This window comes from Arthrobacter sp. ISL-69, assembly GCF_018613775.1.
Lineage (GTDB): Bacteria > Actinomycetota > Actinomycetes > Actinomycetales > Micrococcaceae > Arthrobacter.
The window spans coordinates 12,218-31,635 of the sequence record NZ_JAGGPO010000049.1; the positions used below are offsets into that span (position 1 = coordinate 12,218).

The window sequence follows — 19,418 nt, forward strand, 5'->3', positions numbered from 1 at the left end:
ACCCTCCTCAAAAACTCCAACAACCCTCTTGCAACAGTGTCCCACGGGTGCTATAAAAAATCTATCTCAACCACAACAGATAATCCGGTTGGTGAAACTCGAGTCCTACACGATCTGTAAGGAGTGAGGAAGACCATGTTGATGCGAAGCGACCCGTTCCGTGAGCTCGACCGGCTTACCCAGCAGGTCCTCGGCACCACGGCCAGGCCGGCCGCGATGCCGATGGACGCCTGGCAGGAAGGGGAAGAATTCGTTGTTGCTTTCGACCTGCCCGGAGTGGAGGTCGATTCGGTGGACATCGACGTCGAACGTAATGTCCTGACGGTCAGGGCCGAACGCAAAAGCCCGACGGGCGAGAACACCGAGCTCATTGCCGCAGAGCGTCCCCGCGGCGTTTTCAGCCGCCAGCTCATCCTAGGTGACGCCCTCGACGCCGACGCGGTGAAAGCCGGTTACGACGCCGGAGTGCTGACGCTGCGGATCCCGATGGCCGAAAAGGCGAAACCCCGCCGGATCCAGGTCGAAACGAAGAAGAACCAGCGCCAGGAAATCAGCGCCTGACCTGGAGATACCTCGCGCAGGGATGGTCCGGATTCCTCTCGGCTCCCGGACCATCCCGCAGCGGGACGGAGCGCCCGTCCACCGACGCCCATCGCGGGAAGGAGTAGTTCATGAGCGCCTGGCGCCCGTACGACAGCCAGCTGTTGCCGGCATTCTTCGAACGGTTCGAACAACGCTGGGGTAAGGGAACTGCGGCCTTTCTGGACCCCGAAGTCCACGAGCAGCCCCTGCCGCGGGCCCAATGGATCAACCCCGACACCGGTGCGGCCCTCGCCGTAGTCCCCATCTGGACCGAAGACCCGCGCCACCGTTCCTTCGGGGTCTTCTACCTCCCTCCGAACGGGGACATCTGGGTGCTGCGGCCCGGGCTCACCGCCTACACCGAAAGCGGCAAGGCAAACACTCACGAGCAAATCTCCCTCCGCAATGACGCCTTCAGAAAAGCCGTCAGCCACGCGAAGGAATTCATCTACGGCCCCCAGCCCTAAAGGGCATCGGGATTCCACATCGCCCCGGATCCGGGGCATCGGATAACTGGCAGGAAGGGAACTGACATGACCTCAACCCACTTTGACCGGTTCCTCCTCGAATCCCTCACCACCGGGAGGGAAACCGACGCCGGTCTGTGCAAAGACGAGTTGTACGGCCTCTACACCAGCTGGTGCCTGCTAAATCAGGCCAACCCCGAGCCGGCCCGATCACTCTGGGCGGCACTCAAAGAACACCGGATCAACCCCAAGCACAACCGTTTGGCCATGACCGGGACCGCCGCCACCGACTACATTCTCGCCAGCTCCCCCAACCTGGCCTGAGAGAGCGCTGGTGCCGAACGGTTCCACAGCCACGGGTGATCCGGCGGGTTTGGCCCCTCGCGCAGGGGATCTGATTTCAGTCAGGCCTAAAGCTCCTCGTGTCGCTTGCGACCGTGCCCGTACGTTGGGTGTTATCCATCGGCCGCGTGGGCTCAGCGGAGACAGCGCGGCCATTATAGATGGTCCCGTTGGATTTTCATGGGTGCCTTCGCGGGCCGTCGCCTTTCAGCGGATGAGTTGCCCCGACACAGGACGGGGCAACTCGTCTCGTGGGCCGATCCTGCTGCGTTCGCAGGGAACGTAGGATGGTTCCGTCACGGGTGCCCAGCAGGGCAACGCCTTCAGTGATGTGCAGCGCCTGTCCGCGGGCGTGGGAGTGCCACGCGGAACGGGATCCGGGTGCAGCGGACGCGGCTGACCAGCGTGCGCTGATCGGCTTCCCTGGGCACGGCAATCATGTCCGCGCAGACGTCCCCGGTGAACCAATCCGGGGAGCCCTTGGTCGTTGCTGGTTTGGGTTCGATGTTCAGGGAGTGCTCCGATCTGTTTCGCTCAGGCCCATCTCCGTGGAGCCGGTTCCGGTTTCCTGCTCGTGGCTGGCGGCCCAGCTGGCGAGAAGCCGGAGGCGCTCTTCGGAGGGCGAGCCCGGCTCCGCTGTGTAGATGAGGAAGGACAAATCCGGTTCGGTCGTGAGTTCGATGCCGGCCCCCGACGCGCTGCTCTTCGACTTCTCCGACAGTGAATGGCACTTCGGCCTGCAGGGCGCAGTGGAAATGGCCAACGCCTACCCCGCCGCTGACCTGCTACTCCATCACTGGGGCTCCGTCGACGCTCCCGATTTCCCGCCTTTCAACGGCAACCCGGCCGACCTGTACGGCACGGTCGTGAACCCAGAACGAATACGAGTTCTTGCTCCCGGGGAATCGTTCCGACTCACGCCTTCATCGTGAACCCCGGAATAGCCCCGACCAAGCACTCTCCGTCGCACGCCATGAAAGGGGCCTGTTGTCGGCCTTCTCGGGGATCGAGATGGCCCAGTGTTACGCCCTTTCGAGCACAGAGAAATCCTATGTCCGAAGTAATCAGTATCCGGCATGCCGGCTCCGGGCCGCGGACGGCGCCGCGGACCGGGATAAGTCGGTGGTTCCGGCTGCAAGCCGATAGCCGAAGTCGGGCGTAACGACGGGTCCAAAAGCCCGGCCTAATCCCATGGGAAGATTCCACCGACGCCGGGGATCAACGATGCTGGCGGCGAGACTTGCCGGCTCGTCGGGTTTAGACGCGGCTCCTGCGGGTCACGGCCCCAAAGATTGCCAGCACGATCACTGCGCCCAGAATCGACAGCAGCCAGGTCCTGAGGTCAAAGAAGTCACCGAGCCCGCCGCCGAAGATCAGTGAGCCGATCCATCCGCCGAGGATCGCTCCCACGACGCCCAGTACCAGGGTGACCAGCCAGCCGCCGCCCTGCCTGCCTGGAAGTATGGCTTTGGCGATGGCTCCCGCAATCAGGCCGAGCAGGAGAAATCCGAGAAATCCCATGACGCACTTCCTTCCGAAAGGACCATCGGCGCCGCAATGACGCCATGTGCATGATTCAATCAGCATACTTAGCATCTGGCAAGGATCCGGTTTACGATGAAGAACTGAGCCGCGTGCTTGGTGAACTGGACGGTGCAGCCCGAATGCGGTCCGCAGCTCTTCTGTCCGTCCGCCATAGAGGGCACTCAATGCGTTTGCGGCAATCTGACCGGCTAAAAGGATTCAACCTGGGGGATCGTGGAGATGAACGACGCCAAGGCATTGAAGGTAATCGGAGCCCTCGTCCGGGAACATCGTCTCCGGCTGGGTCACTCCCAGCAGGACTTCGCCGCCCGTATAGGCGTGCGGGCGCCAACGATCCGGTTCTTTGAAAAGGGCTATCGGTGGCCCGGGGATGAAGTGCGCAACAAAATCGAAGCGGGCCTGGGCTGGCGGCCCGGTTCCATCATGAAATTCCGGGATCACGCTCACTCCGCGCCGGGCTTGGATTCCGCCTGGAACACTCTGCGCAGCATCGTGGCGCCTTCGTCGTCGGGAACTGACTCAAACCCTAGTGATGGCCAAGCGGTGACTCCCGAATGCTCGAGCTGAGTGCCCGCCGTCACCGGGGAACAGCAGGGATCTGGCTGAACAATGACCTGTTTGCTCAGCCTCCTCTGGTGGAATCAAATCCCACGCTGGGTCGGGTTTCCGTTCTGGCTAGGCCACGGGCCGCCTAGGACGCAGGCGCATCCAGGTGTGCATCCCTGACGTCAGAGGGCGTGGCTCCCTGGATAACCCAGCGGTTCCCATCCGGGTCAGCGAAGTAAGCGAACAGCACGCCGCCCATGTCCTGGATTTCACTGATGTCGGCCCCGCGGTGCAGTAGCTCAGAGCGCACAGCACTCAGATCGGATACGACGAGCTGCAGCCCTTCGAGGCTGCCCGGGATCATACCGGTCATCCCGGTGCCGATCACGATGGATGCAGCCGAACCAGGCGGAGTCAGTTGCACGACCCTCATCCCGGGGATGTGCTCAACGTCGTGGTCGAGGACAAAGCCCAGTTTCTCGGTATAGAACGATTTCGACCGGGCGACATCGGCAACAGGTACTGGCACAACTTCAAGGCGCATCTCCATGCGTCTCACAGTACCGCCGTACCGCGACGCAGCAACGCCCGACACAGATGGTGGGCAGCACCAAACGAGAGCCACCGCCCTCGTTAATGGGCGGCGCTCCAGTCAAACGGCGGTTGACCGAGGGCCGGCCATCCTGCCGAGCTACGCCTTAGGGTTTGCCTGCAAGAGGACAACGCCTCCGCCCCGGAGCCCAGGTCCTCCCCCGGAAAATGCTTGTAGCCCCGCGGCGCCTGCTGAATCCAAGGTCCTTGCGTCTATGGACGCACAAACTATGAGGATCTGCGCCTGCCGGACGGTCTCAGAGCCCGCAACGCACACGCCAGCATCTGGGCCCCTGCGGCAAGGCCCAACAAAATCATGAAGGAAACGGCTTGGCCGACAAAGATCAGAAAGGCGAAGCCCAGTGTGCGGACGAACGTACGGCCGAAGGAAACGGTGGATATATCCAGCATCAGTAATCGCGCAGATTCATGTGGCCTCCACGCTGACTCGCGCCCTGCGACCATCCTCCCACTTCGACACCGCACCTGAAGGGCACCACGCCATGACAGCCGGCCCGCCGGGGCCGGCGGGCCGCGGACCGCCTCCATGCCAGCCCCTTGACCGACGGTCGGTGGGGAGCCAGTTCCCGATCACGCCGAAGGAACCCGTTAGGTGCGGGCACCTTTCCCCGCCCAGCCGGCCCCCGGCAATGCTCCCCCGGCGGCCCCAACTCTCGCGCGGATCTAATGACCGGCCACGCCGTCTGCGTTCTCCGACGGGATGAACCGGCAAGGTCCACCGTGCCTCCCCGGGCAAGGTGCAGGTGCGGCCTGTGGCCAGATGGACGTTACCGAAGCGCCCCGCGTTGGGCGGGTCTGCCCGGAAGTGAAGATTGTTCGCGTCCAGCCGTGACCGACCCGGTTCCTGGGTCGGAACGGGAGGGAAGGAATTGGTTCGTGGCCGCTCATCTCTCTGCCCTCCCTCTCGGGTTTTGACGATGACAACTTAGACCCGTACCTGAGCGGAAATTTTTGGTCTCCGCCCGGTCCGGCTGCCAAAGGCATAGCCGAGATGAACGCCATGGGTCCCCGGGGAACGTCCAGCCTGTCTCTAGACAGCGGGCCTGTCGGTGACGGTCGAAACCTGAGCCACTGGACGCCAAGCCCACGAAATGGCTCACTTTTCGACCAGCGCTGACAGGGCCCTGATCTCTTGAGATTAGTAACAGTCCCACATCTCTGTGGGTGGGGACCCTTGGCCGCCGGGTGCACGGCGGCAAAGACAGCCGCTGTAGCCGAACGGCGGCACACTGATGCACCCGCGGGAAAGAGTCCGAAATGGCCACCTCGAACTTTGACCGATTCCTTCTAGATGCCACCGTCCCGGATGAAACGCCTACCCCTTGGGGCCGGACTGTCTCTACGACCTGTACACCAGCTGGCGCCTGTTGCACAGCATCACCGCCGTCGGAGACATTACCTTCCGATCCGCGAGGCAGGACCGCGGCATCGATCTGGGCAGCAGCCGGCGGCGGATGACCGGGCCGGCCGTCGCAGACTATATCCTCGCCAGCTACCCTGCGACCGCCTGACCGCATGGGCGCCGGGCGGTCCGGACCGGGATGCCACTTGAGCGTCACTCGGTGAAGTGTGTCGGGATGCACAAAATGCAGGGAGCCGACGCTCAGTTCTGGGAGTACCGGTCGTTTACGGGAGGGTCGGTAGGGATTCCATGAAATCGTTGAACCAAACGAGGTCGGCCAGAATGTTCGCCCCCGTGATGCCGGATGCCGGTGCCGTAGGCGTCCAGGTGAATCGCACCAGGACTCTGGTGTTGCCGGCATCCGCGGGCCACGTCAGCCGTTCTTGCCTTTGCCTTTACCCTCGCTGCCTTTTCCCTCACTGCTCTTTTCCTCGGTGCTTTTTCCCTGCTCCGACGCGGGGACCCTGAGCCGGCAAAGGAGCGGGCGCACGGCTTTCCTGGGCGGTTTTCCCCGCGGCTTCCGCCTCTGCCTTGGCCTTCTCCGCCTCGGCGGAAGCCGCTTCTTCCCCGGCTGATTTCGCCGCCGCCGCGGTCGCAGCGGCTTCAATGGCCACTCTCAGATCGGCCCGGACAGCGGTAATGATGGTCAGGATCCTCTGGCGTCGCTCCTCGGAAACGCGGCCATCGCTGGAGGCTAACGCCAGCTCCGCCTCCAGACTGTCCAGCGCCTGGAGCGCCGTTATGTGATCGTTGGCGGCGGCGGCCTGGCTCACGCCCAGGACCCGTTCCTGGAGCTGGCGGGCGGCATCGCGCTGCAGGCCGGTCTCGGCCGGACCACAGCCGGCCAGCGACACCGCCAGCGCCAGCGCGGTGGCTACCTGGAACAATCCCCGGGCCCGGGAGAGCCTGCCCGTGGAGCGTAAAAGTGTCATGGTTCCACGCTCTTCTGAAGCTCCTGGAGGTGCCCACCCAGTGTGCCGGTGACTGTGGGGTAAGGCACGACGTCGGAGGTCAACTGCGGGGACTGACTCGCCATTAGTGCCGCAGCCCAGCCCGCCAGGGCAAGAAGGATCAGGATGACCACCAATGCGAGCCGCCTGCTGCGGCGTCGGGCGCGGGATGGACGCGGCGGTGTCCTGCGCATTTCCGGGAGCCTACTGAGCTGTCCGCTTGTGCTTATCAGCCGTGGCTGAACGGCGTAATTCGTGGATTCCTCAGTGTTGGGATCTTCGTAGGCCGGCTTTGCGGTGGACAGATCCGCCACGGGCGGCCCGGCTGTGATGGAGGGCGGGCTGACGGGCATGGCCGGGAGTCCTTGCATGGCTTCCGGTGCGAGTTCGCCCGGAGCCGATACCGGGGAGACAAGGGCCTGCCGCAGTGCTACCTCAACATCCGCAGATGCCGGTCGTTCCAGCGGGTCGATGGACGTCATGGACCTGATCAGGTCCGCCCACGCGGCCGGAAGGTCCTCCGGAATTTCTGGAGCGCGGTACAGCCTGGCCACCGCGGATTCCACCGCACTGCCGGGGTACTCCATGGTCTGCTTGACACACTCGAGCAGGACCAGCCCCAGTGAATAGACGTCGGTGGCCGGGGTCAGCGGGGAGCCCATGGCCTGTTCCGGGCTCAGGTACGCCGCGGTCCCCACCATGGCACCGGTGGCTGTCAGGCGTGTCCCGTCAGCGATCCTGGCAATCCCGAAGTCTGTGAGCTTGGCCCTTACCGGCTCCCCCGCGCGTACCTGCACCAGCAGAACATTGGCAGGTTTGACGTCGCGGTGGATGATGCCGAGGCTGTGGACATAGGCCAACGCGTCCGCGATCCCGGCTCCGATCACGGCCAGTTGGTCCAACGAGACCGTGCTGTGCCTGATCCGGGTCCGCAGATCCTGTCCCTCGACCAGTTCCATGGTCAGGAAGGGACGGGGCTCCTCGGGAACGCGCGTATCGATGCCGGCATCGAAAAGCGTCACGAGGCCGGGATGATTCAGTGTCGCCAGCAGCCGGATTTCAGCTTCCTGGCGTTTGAGCTCCTCCGCGTCGGGTGCCTGGGGTGCGAACAGCTTCAGGGCCACGTCTCGGCCCAGATTCTCATCCCGCGCGCAGTAGACGGACGACATACCGCCACGACCGATCACCTCACCGAGCCGATAACGTCCGCCAACCAATTCATACCTGATAGTGCTCGGCGATTCCGCCACCATGACCGCTCCTCCCGGTGCGCTGCGACACTCTAAACACCGAATCAAGCAGTCGACACGCTGAAATCGAAGCAACCACCGCCTCACCCGATGGTCCCGCAAGTTCCAGCATCGTCTGCCGTCAGCATTAATCATAAGCCTACTTAGCAATAGTATCGATCGGCCGGAGGTTAGACAGCGGGAGGCATCCCGGCACGCCACAAAAAGTCGATACCTTCGGCATGAGGCGGGAAAGGCGTCATGTTGGCCCTCCAGCCCTCCGCCCGCGGCGGGACCGGCGCGGGGTCACCGGCGCCCCTGCCTGTAGACAGCCGGGTGGACCGGGCGTACATTCGAGTGAGAATCGGGGAGGTTGTTCGAATCCCCGTCCCTTTCGGTCATTCTGCGCGGCCGGGAGTGTAGCTGCTGTTGCCGTACGGCGGCGCTGACGCAGACGTTGAAACGAGCCTAGAATGACCAGGCACTTCCAGCTTTTCCTTGACGACGCCACGATCTCTGCACACGGTACGGACACCCCGGGCACCAACTGCTTCTACGGACCCGGCGTGGGCCGGTGCCTTTTGCAGGGCCTGCATACGGAGTTCCGTGCCGGTTTACGACGCTACGGGGTCGGTGTCCGGCACAGCCTCCCGCGGATGACCGGACCCGCCGCCGGCTACCTCACCTCCAGCTCTCCGGCCGTGGCCTGAAGATGACTGTCAGTTCCAGCGGCCGCAGCCCGGGAAGCACTCCCCTGCCGCACCCGCTACCGTTGTGCTGCCCCGGATGCCTGACCGATACCGGCCTGGTCATCAGGTCCATCGACTCGCTCCCGGCATCCTCAAAAGATCTGGTGGAAGTAACGTACAGCTGTTCACGCTGCCGGCTCCCCCGGACACATCCAGCCCTTGTGACGGACGTCGCCCGGATACTCAACCGCCCCGGGAAGACACCGGACGTCCTCGTCTTCGGCGACCACTACATTCACTGTGGCCAGCCCATGACACGCGTCGGCTCCGACCTCCGTAACCTCCGCGCCGACACGTACAGCGACAAGAACCCGGACACCACGCTGAGCGTCTACCTCGCCACCCGTGTTCTCCGCTGCGGCTGCGGCTTCCAAGTCGAACTGCCCGCATGACCGCGACCGCCAAACCGGACCCCTAACATTTCTGGTGACTACAGCGCCTCAGCCCGGCACCGTCGTCGAACGGATAAAGCCTTGTTGCCCTGCCTCACGCCGCTCGTGCACCAGGACCATGCCACCGTCCAAGGGCTGTTCCCGTCCCACCCCATGACCAAACGGCAGCCGGTCATGGGTGATCAGAACACACTCGCGCTGAACCTCACCTTTCTAGGGACGCTCGGCGTGGCCGGCGTACTGGTCCCGGGCCAGACACTCCTTTGCGGCGCACTTCTCTCGCGGCATCCATGTTTGCGTGCATAACGTGCGTCAGCACACCGCCGTAGGCGCAGCGGCGTTGTGGGGTGGGCGACAAAGGACCTGCCACTGTGCGCGCAGACCAGCTATCCGCCTGGTGGGCACGACTTGCTTGACCATCACATCGAATAGTGACAATTAGTGAAAACAATTCACCGAATAAGCAACCACGATGCCCGATTTCTTCTCAGCCATGAGTGATAGCCTATTCGGCATGGCAAAACGAGTAATAACAACACTTGAAGATGATCTCGACGGTTCGGAAGCGAGTGAGACGATCACTTTCTCTCTCGACGGCGCTGAATATGAGATTGATCTCAATGATTCCAACGCCAATGAACTACGTGCGGCAATGAACAAATACGTATCCGTTGCACGCCGATCGGCCGGGCGGCCCAGGTCGGCACGGCGGTCCGGGGCGCCCGGCAGTAACGACACCAAGGCCGTCCGCGCATGGGCGTTGGAGAACGGCTTTCCTGTCAGCACCCGAGGCCGGCTCCAGGCTGACGTGTTGGCGCGACATGCAGCTGCACACTAACGAAGTTCTGCCAAGAATCACTGCCCTAAGTGTGTCCGTTTAAACAGAGCGGCCTTGCGCGTCATAATGCAAACAAACAGAATCCGGACCGGACGCTTATCTGCTTTCAGTCCTGATTCCGTATTCACTTGAAATGGCATTAGGCAAAGGCAAGCGATGGGACGATTCGGCCGGATCTAAGGTCGTCTCTCTGCCAGTTTCCCGGGAAACTGCAGAAACACATCAAGCTGCGACGGGGCAGACTAGCGAGGATCTGATGTTCCGGCACGGCCACCCACCCACCATGCTGGACCACTCCTGACCCCGCTCGTGGCGGTCCGCCAATGTCAGGGATGTGGGTGTAGGTGTGGGGCTGGTCCCGGTCGCCGAGCACAATGGCGGGTTTTCCGGCAAGGGCTGCGGGGAAGACCCGGTCGCCGGGGTTGGATTGCGCACGTCCGCGGGGGCCGAAGCAGTCCGAAGCGCGGCCGATGGCGACCTGGACGCGGCCGGCGGTGAGCCGCGAGGAGCTCTTGCGACATCCTGGCCGCCCTGAGCTGCCCTTATTTGGTGTGGGCGTTGTTAGCGCGGTCTTCCGTCAGCGGATGCCCGTCGGGTCGTCCGTACATGTAGTCGTTTTCATTGCTGACCAGGCGGGCACCGCTGCTTTCAGGGCAGGGTCGGTGGCCGCAAACGAATCATGACTGACGTCAAGATCCGCTCCTCGCGGAAACTGCTCAGCCAAGGGACTCCACCAAAAAGAAGTAGCCGCCAGCCTCGGCGTCTCAGTACCAGCGCTGTACCGCTGGGTCCCAGCAACCACCACCGCGGCAGCCAGCGCTTAGCGCGGGTTTGGTGCACGGGACTTCTGACAACCCGATGTCAACAGTCCCCTGCACTCGCCCCTTGCTTCCGCGGGATCCAGTGCAGACGACTTCTGAAACTGACAGGTAGCTGAAAATGACACTTTTTCCCGCTCGGGGGCGGGACGGGCATTCGCCTGACAGCCGCCGCAGATCCGGTCAGACCAGCCAGCGCCACCAGCGTGACTGCTCCGGTTCCGGCGTCGGTTCCGGCTCCGGCTCCTCGCCCAAGGCCAGCGCGGCCTCGACGATGTCGTCCGCGGTGAGCGTCATGACGGCCTCACGATCGAGCGCGTCGAGACTTCGTTCCTCGTCGAGCGACAGCCGCAGCGCCTGGCGGTTGAGCGCCTGCTCGAACAGCGTGCGGGCGAACCGTGCGTTACCGGAGTCCTCGCCCGCGTGGAGCCCGGTGAGGATGCGGCGCAGCATCTGGTCCGCACCCGGCTCCAACGTGTACTCGTGCTGGGCCAGCATCTGGTGGAAGATCGTCTGGAGTGCGTCGACGGAGTAGTCGGGGAACGTGATCTCGCGGGCGAACCGGGAGCGCAGTCCGGGGTTCGAGAGCAGGAAGGACTCCATCAGCCGCGGGTACCCGGCCACGATCACGACCAGGCGGTGGCGGTGGTCCTCCATCCGCTTGAGCAGGACCTCGATCGCCTCGGGGCCGAAGTCCATCCGGCCGTCCTCCGGGGCCAGCGCGTAGGCCTCGTCGATGAACAGGACGCCGTCCAGCGCACGCCGGATCACCCGGTCCGTCTTGATGGCGGTCGCGCCGACGTACTGCCCCACCAGGCCCGAACGGTCGACCTCGACCAGGTGGCCTTTCTGCAGCAGACCGACCGCGCGGTACATCTCGGCCAGGAGCCGCGCCACGGTGGTCTTGCCCGTGCCCGGGTTTCCGAGGAACACCAGATGCTGTGATGTGGCCACCTCAGGCAGGCCGTGCGTCTTACGGCGGGCCTGGACCTGGAGCAGCGCGACGAGGGCCCGCACCTGTTCCTTCACGGTCTCCAGTCCGACCAGAGCGTCGAGCTCGGCCTGCACCTCGGCCAGCGGCCGGGCCGGCCCAGGCCTCGCACCGATGAGATCGCCGACCAGGTCGTCGACGCGCTCCGAACCGGGCAGCTTGAGCTGATCGGCCAGATGGCCGATGGTTTCGCGCAGCTCGTCGAACGGATTGCGGCTGGCAGCCATGCATCCACTGTAGTACTCGATTCCCGACCGGGGTGGGATTGGCCTCACCAGTATCAACTCTCTTTTGGTCGTAGTCACGCGTTCAGGCAGTCTCCGTTGGATAATGCGGGCACTGGCCGTGCTTTCGGTGCTGACTACGGCACCAAGGATGAGGCAGACGCTGCAGGTCGGGACGCTGCCCAGGCCGACAAGGTGGAGCACGTCATCAAGAACCAGGACGGGAAGATCGGCTCCAAGAACCGCTACGGCAATGATCCCCGGAATGTCCCGGGCTGATCCGGCAGTTCACGGCATCGCGCAGCGGTGTCGGTGAAACAAGAAGGGCCGGCTATTGGGCGGTTTCCAACCATCGTCGCAACAGGTTCGGTTCGAAGGTAACAGAGTCTCTGTTAGGCCATTGAAGGGGACCTGCGCGGCTCAGGGCAGCGACGAATTCGACGTGAAAGTTTCTTCCACTAAGACGTCTTCCGCGCGAACGGCCGCCACCAGCAGCCGGGAGGTGTGGCTTCCTGCCTAGGAAAAATCCCTCCCATTCTCGGCCTTCACGCGAAGAGCGAGTCTCTATACGCAAAGCAGATGCCGCTGATCATCGTCCTTGGGCACGGCAATCGGGTCCACTCAGACGTCCCCCCGGTGAACCAGTCCGGGGAGCCTTTGGTCGTTGATGGTTTGGGTTCGATGTTCAGGGAGTGCTCCGATTTGTTTCGCCCAGGCCCGTCTCAGTCGCGGTTGCGGTTGCGGTTTCCTTTTCGTGGCTGGCGGCCCAGCTGGCGAGAAGCCGCAGGCGTTCTTCGGAGGCGAGCCTGGCTCTGCTGTGTAGATGAGGAAGGACAAATCCGGTTCCGTGGTGAGTTCGAGGCCTTCGTAGGTAAGAGTGAGGTCCCCGACGACAGTGTGGTGGAAGGCCTTTTCCCCGGTTCCGTGCCGGCGCACGTTGTGGGCCCCCCAGCGGGCGCGGAACGCGTCGCTGCGCGTGGACAGTTCCCCGATCAGGTCCTGCAGATCCTTGTTATGCGGGTCCCGGCCGGCCTCGGTGCGCATGCCCGCGACCGCGACGTCGGCCGCTGCCTCCCAGTCCGGGTGGAAGATCCGGGCGCGTTCAGGGTCGAGGAAGGTGAACCGGGCCAGGTTTCCCAATCCGGGTGCGGCGAACACGTCCGCCCAGAACGCTTTGCCGAGCGGGTTCACGGCCAGGATGTCCATCCTGCCGTTACGCACGAATGCCGGTCCGGCAGTGACCGCGTCCAGGGCCCGCTGCAATCCCGGCCGAATTGTGGCGGACCTGGCCGTAGGGCGCCTGGGCTTGGCCCAACGGCGCACTGGAGGCGCGCGCGAGGTCGAACAGGTGCGCTCGTTCGGCGTCATCGAGCTGCAGCGCACCGGCGATGGAGTGCAGGACGGCCTCCGAGGCCCCGGAGATGTTGCCGCGTTCGAGCTTGTAGTAGTACTCGACGCTCACGTCGGCAAGCACCGCAACCTCGGCCCGGCGCAACCCGGCTACGCGCCGATGGGCTCCGCCTTCCGGAAGCCCTGCCTGTCCCGGCAGTGAAGAGTGCCCGGCCTTGGTTGCAGTCGGGCGCCAGCCACAGGGCTGAAGAATGAGGCATGGCGTCATCTACCAACCCGGAGCGGACGATTGAAAAATCCTTGAGAATCTCTACCGGGACACCGATGAGGCGGCTCCACTCGTGACAGCGGTACGCGTCGGCATCGCCGGCCAACCTTGCTCCAGACACGGTATCGGTGCTCTGACTTACTGGCCGATCTGACGTATCAGTGATTAGCCACGGCTTCCCCGCAAAATCCGAGGAATCGTTGAGGTCTCTTTGCATGGCCGGCTCTCCTATGCGCGCCCAGCGGCTGTTAGTGGAGGTGGCTTCCGCCGTTGATGTCCACGGTGGTGCCGGTGAGGTAGGCCGAGTCCTCGGAGGACAGGAAGGTGATCACGGCTGCTACTTCTTCGGTGGTGGCGTTGCGGCCCAGGGGGATGCCGGCGTTGATGGCGGCTTCCTGCTCGTCCGTGCTACCCACGCGGATGTTGGTGTCCACGGCGCCCGGCGTGATGGCGTTGACGGTTACGCCGGTGGCGCCGATTTCGCGTGCGAGTGCTTTGGTGAAGCCCAGGATGGCGGCCTTGGCGGCGGAGTAGGGGACCTTGCCGAAGACGCCGCCGCCGCGCTGGGCGGACACGGAGGACATGTTCACGATCCGGCCCCAGCCGCTGGCGATCATGTCCGGCAGGAACGCCTTGGTGACCAGGTAGGTGCCGGTGGCGTTGACGTCCATGACCTTGTGCCAGAGCTCGAGGGTGGTTTCCAGGAACGGCACCGGGGAGGTGATGCCGGCGATGTTTGCCAGGGCCCCGACTGGCGGCAAGTTGCCGGCGGTGACCTCGGCAGCGACGGCGGACTGGGCTGCCGTGACGGAGGCTTCGTTGGCGACGTCGATCTCGTGGCCGAAGGCGGGGACGTTGAATTCGTTGCCGATGTCCGCGGCGACCTTGGCTGACTTCTCGCCGTCGAGGTCCAGGATCACTACGGCCCACCCGAGGTTGGCGTAACGGCGGGCGGTGGTGACGCCGATGCCCCGTTCCGAGGTTGCTCCGGTAAGGACGGCGGTGCGCTGGATGGCGGTCATGATGCTCCTTGATTACTGGTACTAAGGGTTGCTACAAAGGCCACAAGAGGGACTGATCAACGAGTTTTACTGGAAATCAGCGTTGATCCCCCATGGCAGGTGATGTGAATCACTGTAGATCTAATTAGTGTTAACAGTCAACCTCCAACATTGACTGTTGACATTACGGATGACCCGGGTCACACTATTTCCATCAAGTGTTAACCGTCGACAGTGTCGGTGCGGAAGTGCCGTTCACTCTTGAAAGGGATTCAGATAATGAGCAAAGAAGCTCTCAGCATGAGGGGTCCGGTGCACGGCACCAAGGACGCAAGGCGGGTGGCCGTCGGATCCGGCGTCGGCGCTGTCATTGAGACGTACGACTTCATTGGCTTTGGCACCGCGGCGGCGCTGTACTTCGGTACGGCATTCTTCCCCACCGGCGATCCCGTCACCGGCACTCTCGCAGCTTTCGCCACCTTGGGCGTCGGCTTCGCAGCCCGCCCGATCGGTGGCATCATCGGCGGGCACCTCGGCGACAAGGTGGGCCGCAAGCCCGTCCTCGTGGCCTCCTTGATCCTTATGGGCGTGGCAACGTTCATGATCGGCCTGCTCCCCACCTACGAACAGGTTGGCCTGCTCGCTCCAGCCCTGCTGGTCTTCGTCCGGGTGGTCCAGGGCCTGGCCTTCGGTGCGGAGTGGGGGGGCGCCATCCTGATGAGCTACGAGCACGCGCCCTGGAAGTCCAAGGGCAAGTACACCGGCATCGTCCAGGCCGGCTTCCCCGTTGGCCTGCTCCTGGCAAACCTCGTCTTCCTCGTCAGCGTGAACCTCGGCGGCGAACTTGCCTGGCGCGTTCCCTTCCTGGCCAGCATCGTCCTCGTCGCCGTCGGCCTGATCATCCGCGCCAAAGTCCCCGAGTCCCCGGTCTTCGACGAAGTCAAGGAAAGCGGCGCCATCGTCAAATCCCCCATCGTCGAGGTCATCAAGACCGACTGGCGCAACATCGTCAAGGGAATTGGCCTGCGCATCGCGGAGACCGCCGGCTACGCAGTGTCCATCACCTACATGATTTCCTACCTCCACACCCAGCATCTAGCTGACAAGACCCAGACCCTCGTAGCCCTCTGCATCGCCTCCGCCATCGGTATTTTCGCCACCCAGGCCTGGGCCCGCCTGACCGACAGGATCGGCCGACGGCCCCTGTATATCTGGTCTACGGCCTTTGCCTTGCTGTTCGGCATCCCAATGTTCCTGCTGGTGAACACCGGAATGTTTATCGCCATCATCGCCACCGTCGCCATCTCCTACGCCGTCTGCCAGAACTCCCTCGCCGGCGCCCAGGGCGCTTGGTTCCCCGAACTGTTCCAGGCCAAGACCCGCTCCTCCGGGGCCTCGCTGGCCTACCAGATCTCCGCCATGGTCTCCGGCTTCACCCCCTTTATCACCACCCTGCTCTTCGTAAGCCTTGGCTGGATGGGCCCCGCCCTCCTCTTCAGCTTCTACGCCCTGATCGGCCTCTGGGCCGCCGTTGCCACCCGGGAAACCTGGGGCAAGCGCGAACGCGAGCTGGCAGATGAGGCCACTAAAAGCACACCCAACACGGTGAGCGTCTAAATGACCGCCACACACGAAACCAATATGGAGTCAGTTATGTCAGTAGAAGCCGTCCAGGACCGCGCAGCCCAAAACGAGGTGATGAAGGAGCGGGTCGAAAAGATCAGCGCCGCGGCGTACCGTATTCGGCACCACGCCCTGAACATGGGCGAGGTCCAGGGGCAGGGCTACGTGGGCCAGGCCCTTGGTGCAGCTGACATGCTCGCCACCGTCTACGGCGACCAGCTCCGCTTCCGCGCCGAGGATCCGCACTGGGAAGCGCGGGACCGGTTTCTGCTCTCCACCGGGCATTACGCCATCGGCCACTACGCGGCCCTGGCCGAGGCCGGGATCGTCCCGGTTGAGGAACTGGAGACGTACGGTTCTGATGATTCGCGGCTCCCGATGTCCGGGATGTCCACCTATACGCCCGGCATGGAGATCTCCGGCGGCTCCCTCGGGCACGGCCTGCCCATCGCCGTCGGCATGGCCCTGGGCCTCCGCTACCAGGGCTCCAACGCCCGTGTCTATAACTTCCTTTCTGACGGCGAACTGGATGAGGGCTCCACGTGGGAGGCAGCCATGGGCGCGCACCATCACCAGCTGGGCAACCTGACCGCGATGGTGGACATCAACGCCCTGCAGGCCGACGGAAAAACGGACACGGTGCTCCGCACCGAGCCGGTCACCGACAAGTGGGAATCGTTCGGCTGGTACACCCAGCGGGTGGACGGGAACGACGTCGGCGCGCTGCTGGCAGCGTTCGACAACGCAGCCGCCCAAGCCGCCGCCGTCGGACATCCCTCCGTGATCCTGTGCGACACCCAGGTGGGCCGCGGCGTACCGCTGCTCGAACAACGGGAGAAGGCGCACTTCATGCGCATCGAGGAACACGAATGGCAGACCTGCCGCGAGCAGCTGACCGCAGGATACGAAGGGACCGCTTAGCATGAGCACCACAACAACGACGGCGGCCGTGGCCGCACCGAAGCCGAAGCTCAAGACCTCGGCGATGATCGCGTCCTTCGCCGATCCCGGCCAAAAGACCGCATCCGCCCCGTTCGGGCACGCCCTGGTGAAGGCCGCGCAGGAAAACGACAAAATCGTCGGGCTCACCGCAGACCTTGGCAAGTACACCGACATGCACATCTTCGCCAAGGCCTTCCCGGAGCGGTTCTTCCAGATGGGCATGGCTGAGCAGCTGCTCTTCGGCGCCGCGGCAGGCCTGGCCGAGACCGGGCTGGTGCCCTTCGCGTCCACCTACTCGGTGTTCGCCGCCCGGCGTGCCTACGACTTCCTGTGCTTGGACGCCGCCGAGCCGAACCTGAACGTCAACATCGTGGGCGGACTGCCAGGCCTGACCACCGGCTACGGACCCAGCCACCAGGCCACCGAGGACATGGCGATCTTCCGCGGCATGCCCAACCTGACCATCGTTGACCCGTGCGACTCCATCGACCTCGAACAGGCGGTGTCCCAGCTCGCCGCCAGCGACGGACCCACCTACCTGCGGCTGCTCCGCGGCAACGTCCCCACCGTGCTCGACGAATACGACTACACCTTCGAACTCGGCAAGGCCAAGGTGCTGCGCGGCGGCAACGACGTTGTCTTCATCTCCAGCGGCCTCATGACCATGCGTGCCCTGCAGGCAGCCAAGGTATTGGCGGCACACAACGTGGACGTCGCCGTCGTCCACACCCCCACCATCAAACCGTTCGACGCCGCAACGGTACTGGCAGAAATCAACACCGACCGGCTGGCCGTGACCCTGGAGAACCACTCCGTCATCGGCGGCCTGTTCGAAACGGTCGCCTCCGCCGTCGTCACCGCCGGCTTGGGCAAACGCGTAGTTCCCGTGGCGCTGCCGGACCAGTTCCTCGACGCCGGCGCCCTGCCCACCCTCCACGAACGTTACGGCCTGGCCGTGGACCGCATCGTCGCCACGGTCCTCGCCGAACTCGGCTAATCCCCTTGCAGCACAACAGAAAGCACGGCACCGGTCCCCGCCGGTGCCGTGCTTCCTGCCGTAGTAGTATCGGAACACCACTGTAAACAGTCGACTTATGACATTGAGGACGGAAGCCATGGCAGGACTGACAGCCCCACTACTGGGACTGGAAAAGAAAAGCCTACGCGAACAGGCCCTTTCCGCATTGCGGACCGCAATTACCAGCGGTGAACTCGAACCCGGGCGGCATCTGGTGGAGACCGAACTGTCGGAAATGCTGCAGATCAGCCGGGGCACGCTCCGCGAAGCACTGCGCCAGCTGGAACAGGAAGGCCTGCTCTCCGCCGGGTCCCGCGGCCGGCTCTCGGTCCGGCATCTGGACACGAAGGAAATCCGCGACATCTTCGCAGTACGGGCAGCCCTTGAATCACTCGCCGCCAGGACATTGTGCGAGCTTCCCGATCGCGTTCACGTTATCGAGTCCCTTCACCACAAAATTGATGATATGGAGGCGGCTCAGGACAACTCGTTGGAGGAACGGATTGAATCCGACATGGAATTCCACCGGACTCTCTGCCGGCTGACCCGCAACGAAACCCTCCTTCACTCCTGGACCTCACTCGAAGGATCCATCCGGATGTCCATCATGTTCGCCGGCAGGGAAAAGGGCGTGAAGAACATGAGCGTCAACCGCCACCGCGACATCGTTGCCGCCATCGAAACCGGCGACTCCGTCCTGGCCCGCAAAACCATCCTCGAACACATGGACACCGCAGCTGACAACCTGGTGGCATAAACCCCTCACCTGGCATGAAGAGATGAAAGCTGCCCGACGCGCTAGTCACTCGGTATGCAGCGCGATGTTCATACCGCAGTTCTTGGCCACTTCGCGGGCGAAAGCTGCGAAGCCCAGCGAACCGGCTACCATGTCCCTGGTGGAGGCGCCGGACCAAAACGCAGCACCGCCGGTGGAAACCTGGATGATGTCGTCGGACTCAGCGTCGGCGAAGCCGCGCAGCGCAGCGTTCAGTGTCTGCGAGAACGTGACGTTAACGGTAGGAATGCGAAGCCGCCCGCCTTTGCGCGGTCGATCATCTCGGAGTAAGTCTCTGGGGCTGCAATGGGCATGCTGACCCCTATGCTGGGTCGGTGAAGCGCTCGGCGGCGTGTGCGCTGGACCTTTTCGCCGTCCGCCGGGTTCGCTGATGTCGACCGGCTGCTGACGGCTGGGTCAGTCCAGTAGGCACAGCTGCTGTGGGGTGTCGATGTCTTTGCCAACCACGAAAGAGGGCTGGCTGTGTCGCGCTGCACTACTCGGCACAGCCTCACGCAGGTCGAATCATCGCCGAGGTAGCCGAAGAAGTTGCGATAAAATACGACCATGTGAGCATCTGGGTTGTACACCGCGTGGGCTCGTTGCGGATAGGAGACTCAGCGTTGATGGCCGCCGTAGCCTCGGCCCAGTGGGCCGGGTGATGCCCGCCGGTCAAGACCGGACTCCACAGCGGCAGACACGTACCAGTCTCTGTCCTCCTGGGTCGGGAGCCTTTCGAGCAACCGAATGGTTC

Annotated in this window: 21 protein-coding genes and 3 pseudogenes; 16 read left to right on the forward strand and 8 right to left on the reverse strand. The window is 63.7% G+C overall.

Translation table 11 applies throughout. The features are described 5' to 3' along the window. Positions 1-135: 135 nt before the first annotated feature. The 4 genes from J7I79_RS22650 (at position 136) to J7I79_RS22665 (ending at position 2,323) form a co-directional block, all read left to right on the forward strand. Entirely contained in the window at positions 136-561 is a 426-nt protein-coding gene (locus J7I79_RS22650; protein ID WP_214957266.1) for an Hsp20/alpha crystallin family protein, read from the forward strand. Between the two features lie 110 nt (positions 562-671). Beyond that, a complete protein-coding gene (locus J7I79_RS22655) occupies positions 672-1,049 on the forward strand; it encodes a hypothetical protein (RefSeq protein ID WP_214957268.1) in 378 nt (125 codons plus the stop codon). Between the two features lie 66 nt (positions 1,050-1,115). Next, the gene (locus J7I79_RS22660; protein WP_214957269.1) at positions 1,116-1,373 is read left to right on the forward strand and encodes a hypothetical protein; all 258 of its coding nucleotides are present in this window, start codon (positions 1,116-1,118) and stop codon (positions 1,371-1,373) included. A 689-nt stretch (positions 1,374-2,062) separates the two neighbouring features. Beyond that, the gene (locus tag J7I79_RS22665) at positions 2,063-2,323 is read left to right on the forward strand and encodes a hypothetical protein (RefSeq protein ID WP_214957271.1); all 261 of its coding nucleotides are present in this window, start codon (positions 2,063-2,065) and stop codon (positions 2,321-2,323) included. 325 nt (positions 2,324-2,648) lie between these two features. Here J7I79_RS22665 and J7I79_RS22670 read toward each other — a convergent pair whose 3' ends face one another. Continuing rightward, positions 2,649-2,912: a GlsB/YeaQ/YmgE family stress response membrane protein gene (locus J7I79_RS22670; RefSeq protein ID WP_214957273.1), complete on the reverse strand. Its 264-nt coding sequence runs from the start codon at positions 2,910-2,912 to the stop codon at positions 2,649-2,651. A gap of 243 nt (positions 2,913-3,155) precedes the next feature. Here J7I79_RS22670 and J7I79_RS22675 point away from each other — a divergent pair, with 243 nt between their 5' ends. Beyond that, complete coding sequence (locus tag J7I79_RS22675; RefSeq protein ID WP_214957275.1) at positions 3,156-3,503, forward strand: helix-turn-helix domain-containing protein; 348 nt, start codon at positions 3,156-3,158, stop codon at positions 3,501-3,503. A gap of 124 nt (positions 3,504-3,627) precedes the next feature. On the opposite strand, the gene J7I79_RS22680 is transcribed toward J7I79_RS22675, so the two are convergent. Continuing rightward, entirely contained in the window at positions 3,628-4,032 is a 405-nt protein-coding gene (locus J7I79_RS22680; RefSeq protein WP_214957277.1) for a VOC family protein, read from the reverse strand. A gap of 1,384 nt (positions 4,033-5,416) precedes the next feature. Here J7I79_RS22680 and J7I79_RS22685 point away from each other — a divergent pair. Then, positions 5,417-5,605 (forward strand): hypothetical protein, encoded by a 189-nt coding sequence (locus tag J7I79_RS22685; RefSeq protein ID WP_251043178.1) that lies wholly within the window; start codon positions 5,417-5,419, stop codon positions 5,603-5,605. Positions 5,606-5,912: 307 nt separating this feature from the next. Here J7I79_RS22685 and J7I79_RS22690 read toward each other — a convergent pair whose 3' ends face one another. Both J7I79_RS22690 and J7I79_RS22695 read right to left on the reverse strand, forming a co-directional pair. Next, the gene (locus tag J7I79_RS22690) at positions 5,913-6,428 is read right to left on the reverse strand and encodes a hypothetical protein (protein WP_214957279.1); all 516 of its coding nucleotides are present in this window, start codon (positions 6,426-6,428) and stop codon (positions 5,913-5,915) included. Then, complete coding sequence (locus J7I79_RS22695; RefSeq protein WP_214957281.1) at positions 6,425-7,699, reverse strand: serine/threonine-protein kinase; 1,275 nt, start codon at positions 7,697-7,699, stop codon at positions 6,425-6,427. Before J7I79_RS22695 ends, J7I79_RS22690 begins: the two co-directional genes overlap by 4 nt. A gap of 449 nt (positions 7,700-8,148) precedes the next feature. On the opposite strand from J7I79_RS22695, the gene J7I79_RS22700 reads away from it, so the two are divergent. The 4 genes and pseudogenes from J7I79_RS22700 to J7I79_RS24820 all read left to right on the forward strand — a co-directional run. Then, positions 8,149-8,385, forward strand: a complete 237-nt coding sequence (locus J7I79_RS22700) for a hypothetical protein (RefSeq protein WP_214957282.1) — start codon at positions 8,149-8,151, stop codon at positions 8,383-8,385. Between the two features lie 200 nt (positions 8,386-8,585). Continuing rightward, positions 8,586-8,816 (forward strand): hypothetical protein, encoded by a 231-nt coding sequence (locus tag J7I79_RS22705; protein WP_214957285.1) that lies wholly within the window; start codon positions 8,586-8,588, stop codon positions 8,814-8,816. Positions 8,817-9,288: 472 nt separating this feature from the next. Beyond that, positions 9,289-9,654, forward strand: coding sequence for an Lsr2 family protein (locus J7I79_RS22710; protein ID WP_285291503.1), 366 nt, complete (start codon positions 9,289-9,291; stop codon positions 9,652-9,654). Between the two features lie 652 nt (positions 9,655-10,306). Continuing rightward, a pseudogene (locus J7I79_RS24820) lies at positions 10,307-10,478 on the forward strand (helix-turn-helix domain-containing protein); the annotation flags it as partial. Between the two features lie 177 nt (positions 10,479-10,655). Here the strand turns inward: J7I79_RS24820 and J7I79_RS22715 are convergent. Continuing rightward, complete coding sequence (locus J7I79_RS22715; RefSeq protein ID WP_214957286.1) at positions 10,656-11,690, reverse strand: AAA family ATPase; 1,035 nt, start codon at positions 11,688-11,690, stop codon at positions 10,656-10,658. A gap of 96 nt (positions 11,691-11,786) precedes the next feature. Between J7I79_RS22715 and J7I79_RS24440 the strand changes: the two genes are divergently transcribed. After that, entirely contained in the window at positions 11,787-11,966 is a 180-nt protein-coding gene (locus J7I79_RS24440) for a DUF2188 domain-containing protein (RefSeq protein ID WP_251043179.1), read from the forward strand. 406 nt (positions 11,967-12,372) lie between these two features. Here the strand turns inward: J7I79_RS24440 and J7I79_RS25040 are convergent. Both J7I79_RS25040 and J7I79_RS22730 read right to left on the reverse strand, forming a co-directional pair. Then, positions 12,373-13,290: pseudogene (locus J7I79_RS25040) on the reverse strand (helix-turn-helix transcriptional regulator). A gap of 263 nt (positions 13,291-13,553) precedes the next feature. After that, positions 13,554-14,327, reverse strand: a complete 774-nt coding sequence (locus J7I79_RS22730; RefSeq protein WP_214957290.1) for an SDR family NAD(P)-dependent oxidoreductase — start codon at positions 14,325-14,327, stop codon at positions 13,554-13,556. A 258-nt stretch (positions 14,328-14,585) separates the two neighbouring features. Between J7I79_RS22730 and J7I79_RS22735 the strand changes: the two genes are divergently transcribed. From J7I79_RS22735 to J7I79_RS22750, 4 genes are all read left to right on the forward strand, one after another. After that, positions 14,586-15,923 (forward strand): MFS transporter, encoded by a 1,338-nt coding sequence (locus J7I79_RS22735; RefSeq protein WP_214957292.1) that lies wholly within the window; start codon positions 14,586-14,588, stop codon positions 15,921-15,923. A 36-nt stretch (positions 15,924-15,959) separates the two neighbouring features. After that, complete coding sequence (locus J7I79_RS22740; protein WP_214957294.1) at positions 15,960-16,850, forward strand: transketolase; 891 nt, start codon at positions 15,960-15,962, stop codon at positions 16,848-16,850. Position 16,851: 1 nt separating this feature from the next. Continuing rightward, positions 16,852-17,868 (forward strand): transketolase family protein, encoded by a 1,017-nt coding sequence (locus J7I79_RS22745; protein ID WP_214957296.1) that lies wholly within the window; start codon positions 16,852-16,854, stop codon positions 17,866-17,868. Positions 17,869-17,986: 118 nt separating this feature from the next. Then, complete coding sequence (locus tag J7I79_RS22750; RefSeq protein ID WP_214957298.1) at positions 17,987-18,646, forward strand: GntR family transcriptional regulator; 660 nt, start codon at positions 17,987-17,989, stop codon at positions 18,644-18,646. A gap of 48 nt (positions 18,647-18,694) precedes the next feature. Here the strand turns inward: J7I79_RS22750 and J7I79_RS22755 are convergent. After that, positions 18,695-18,978: pseudogene (locus J7I79_RS22755) on the reverse strand (class II fructose-bisphosphate aldolase); the annotation flags it as partial. 126 nt (positions 18,979-19,104) lie between these two features. On the opposite strand from J7I79_RS22755, the gene J7I79_RS22760 reads away from it, so the two are divergent. Beyond that, positions 19,105-19,326: a molybdenum cofactor biosynthesis protein MoaE gene (locus J7I79_RS22760; protein WP_214957300.1), complete on the forward strand. Its 222-nt coding sequence runs from the start codon at positions 19,105-19,107 to the stop codon at positions 19,324-19,326. Positions 19,327-19,418 lie beyond the last annotated feature (92 nt).

Coding starts and splice junctions, on each gene's coding strand:
- J7I79_RS22650 (WP_214957266.1), top strand. CDS start 136: ATGTTGATGCGAAGCGACCCGTTCCGTGAGCTCGACCGGCTTACCCAG.
- J7I79_RS22655 (WP_214957268.1), top strand. CDS start 672: ATGAGCGCCTGGCGCCCGTACGACAGCCAGCTGTTGCCGGCATTCTTC.
- J7I79_RS22660 (WP_214957269.1), top strand. CDS start 1,116: ATGACCTCAACCCACTTTGACCGGTTCCTCCTCGAATCCCTCACCACC.
- J7I79_RS22670 (WP_214957273.1), bottom strand. CDS start 2,912: ATGGGATTTCTCGGATTTCTCCTGCTCGGCCTGATTGCGGGAGCCATC.
- J7I79_RS22675 (WP_214957275.1), top strand. CDS start 3,156: ATGAACGACGCCAAGGCATTGAAGGTAATCGGAGCCCTCGTCCGGGAA.
- J7I79_RS22680 (WP_214957277.1), bottom strand. CDS start 4,032: ATGGAGATGCGCCTTGAAGTTGTGCCAGTACCTGTTGCCGATGTCGCC.
- J7I79_RS22690 (WP_214957279.1), bottom strand. CDS start 6,428: ATGACACTTTTACGCTCCACGGGCAGGCTCTCCCGGGCCCGGGGATTG.
- J7I79_RS22695 (WP_214957281.1), bottom strand. CDS start 7,699: ATGGTGGCGGAATCGCCGAGCACTATCAGGTATGAATTGGTTGGCGGA.
- J7I79_RS22700 (WP_214957282.1), top strand. CDS start 8,149: ATGACCAGGCACTTCCAGCTTTTCCTTGACGACGCCACGATCTCTGCA.
- J7I79_RS22710 (WP_285291503.1), top strand. CDS start 9,289: ATGCCCGATTTCTTCTCAGCCATGAGTGATAGCCTATTCGGCATGGCA.
- J7I79_RS22715 (WP_214957286.1), bottom strand. CDS start 11,690: ATGGCTGCCAGCCGCAATCCGTTCGACGAGCTGCGCGAAACCATCGGC.
- J7I79_RS22730 (WP_214957290.1), bottom strand. CDS start 14,327: ATGACCGCCATCCAGCGCACCGCCGTCCTTACCGGAGCAACCTCGGAA.
- J7I79_RS22735 (WP_214957292.1), top strand. CDS start 14,586: ATGAGCAAAGAAGCTCTCAGCATGAGGGGTCCGGTGCACGGCACCAAG.
- J7I79_RS22740 (WP_214957294.1), top strand. CDS start 15,960: ATGTCAGTAGAAGCCGTCCAGGACCGCGCAGCCCAAAACGAGGTGATG.
- J7I79_RS22745 (WP_214957296.1), top strand. CDS start 16,852: ATGAGCACCACAACAACGACGGCGGCCGTGGCCGCACCGAAGCCGAAG.
- J7I79_RS22750 (WP_214957298.1), top strand. CDS start 17,987: ATGGCAGGACTGACAGCCCCACTACTGGGACTGGAAAAGAAAAGCCTA.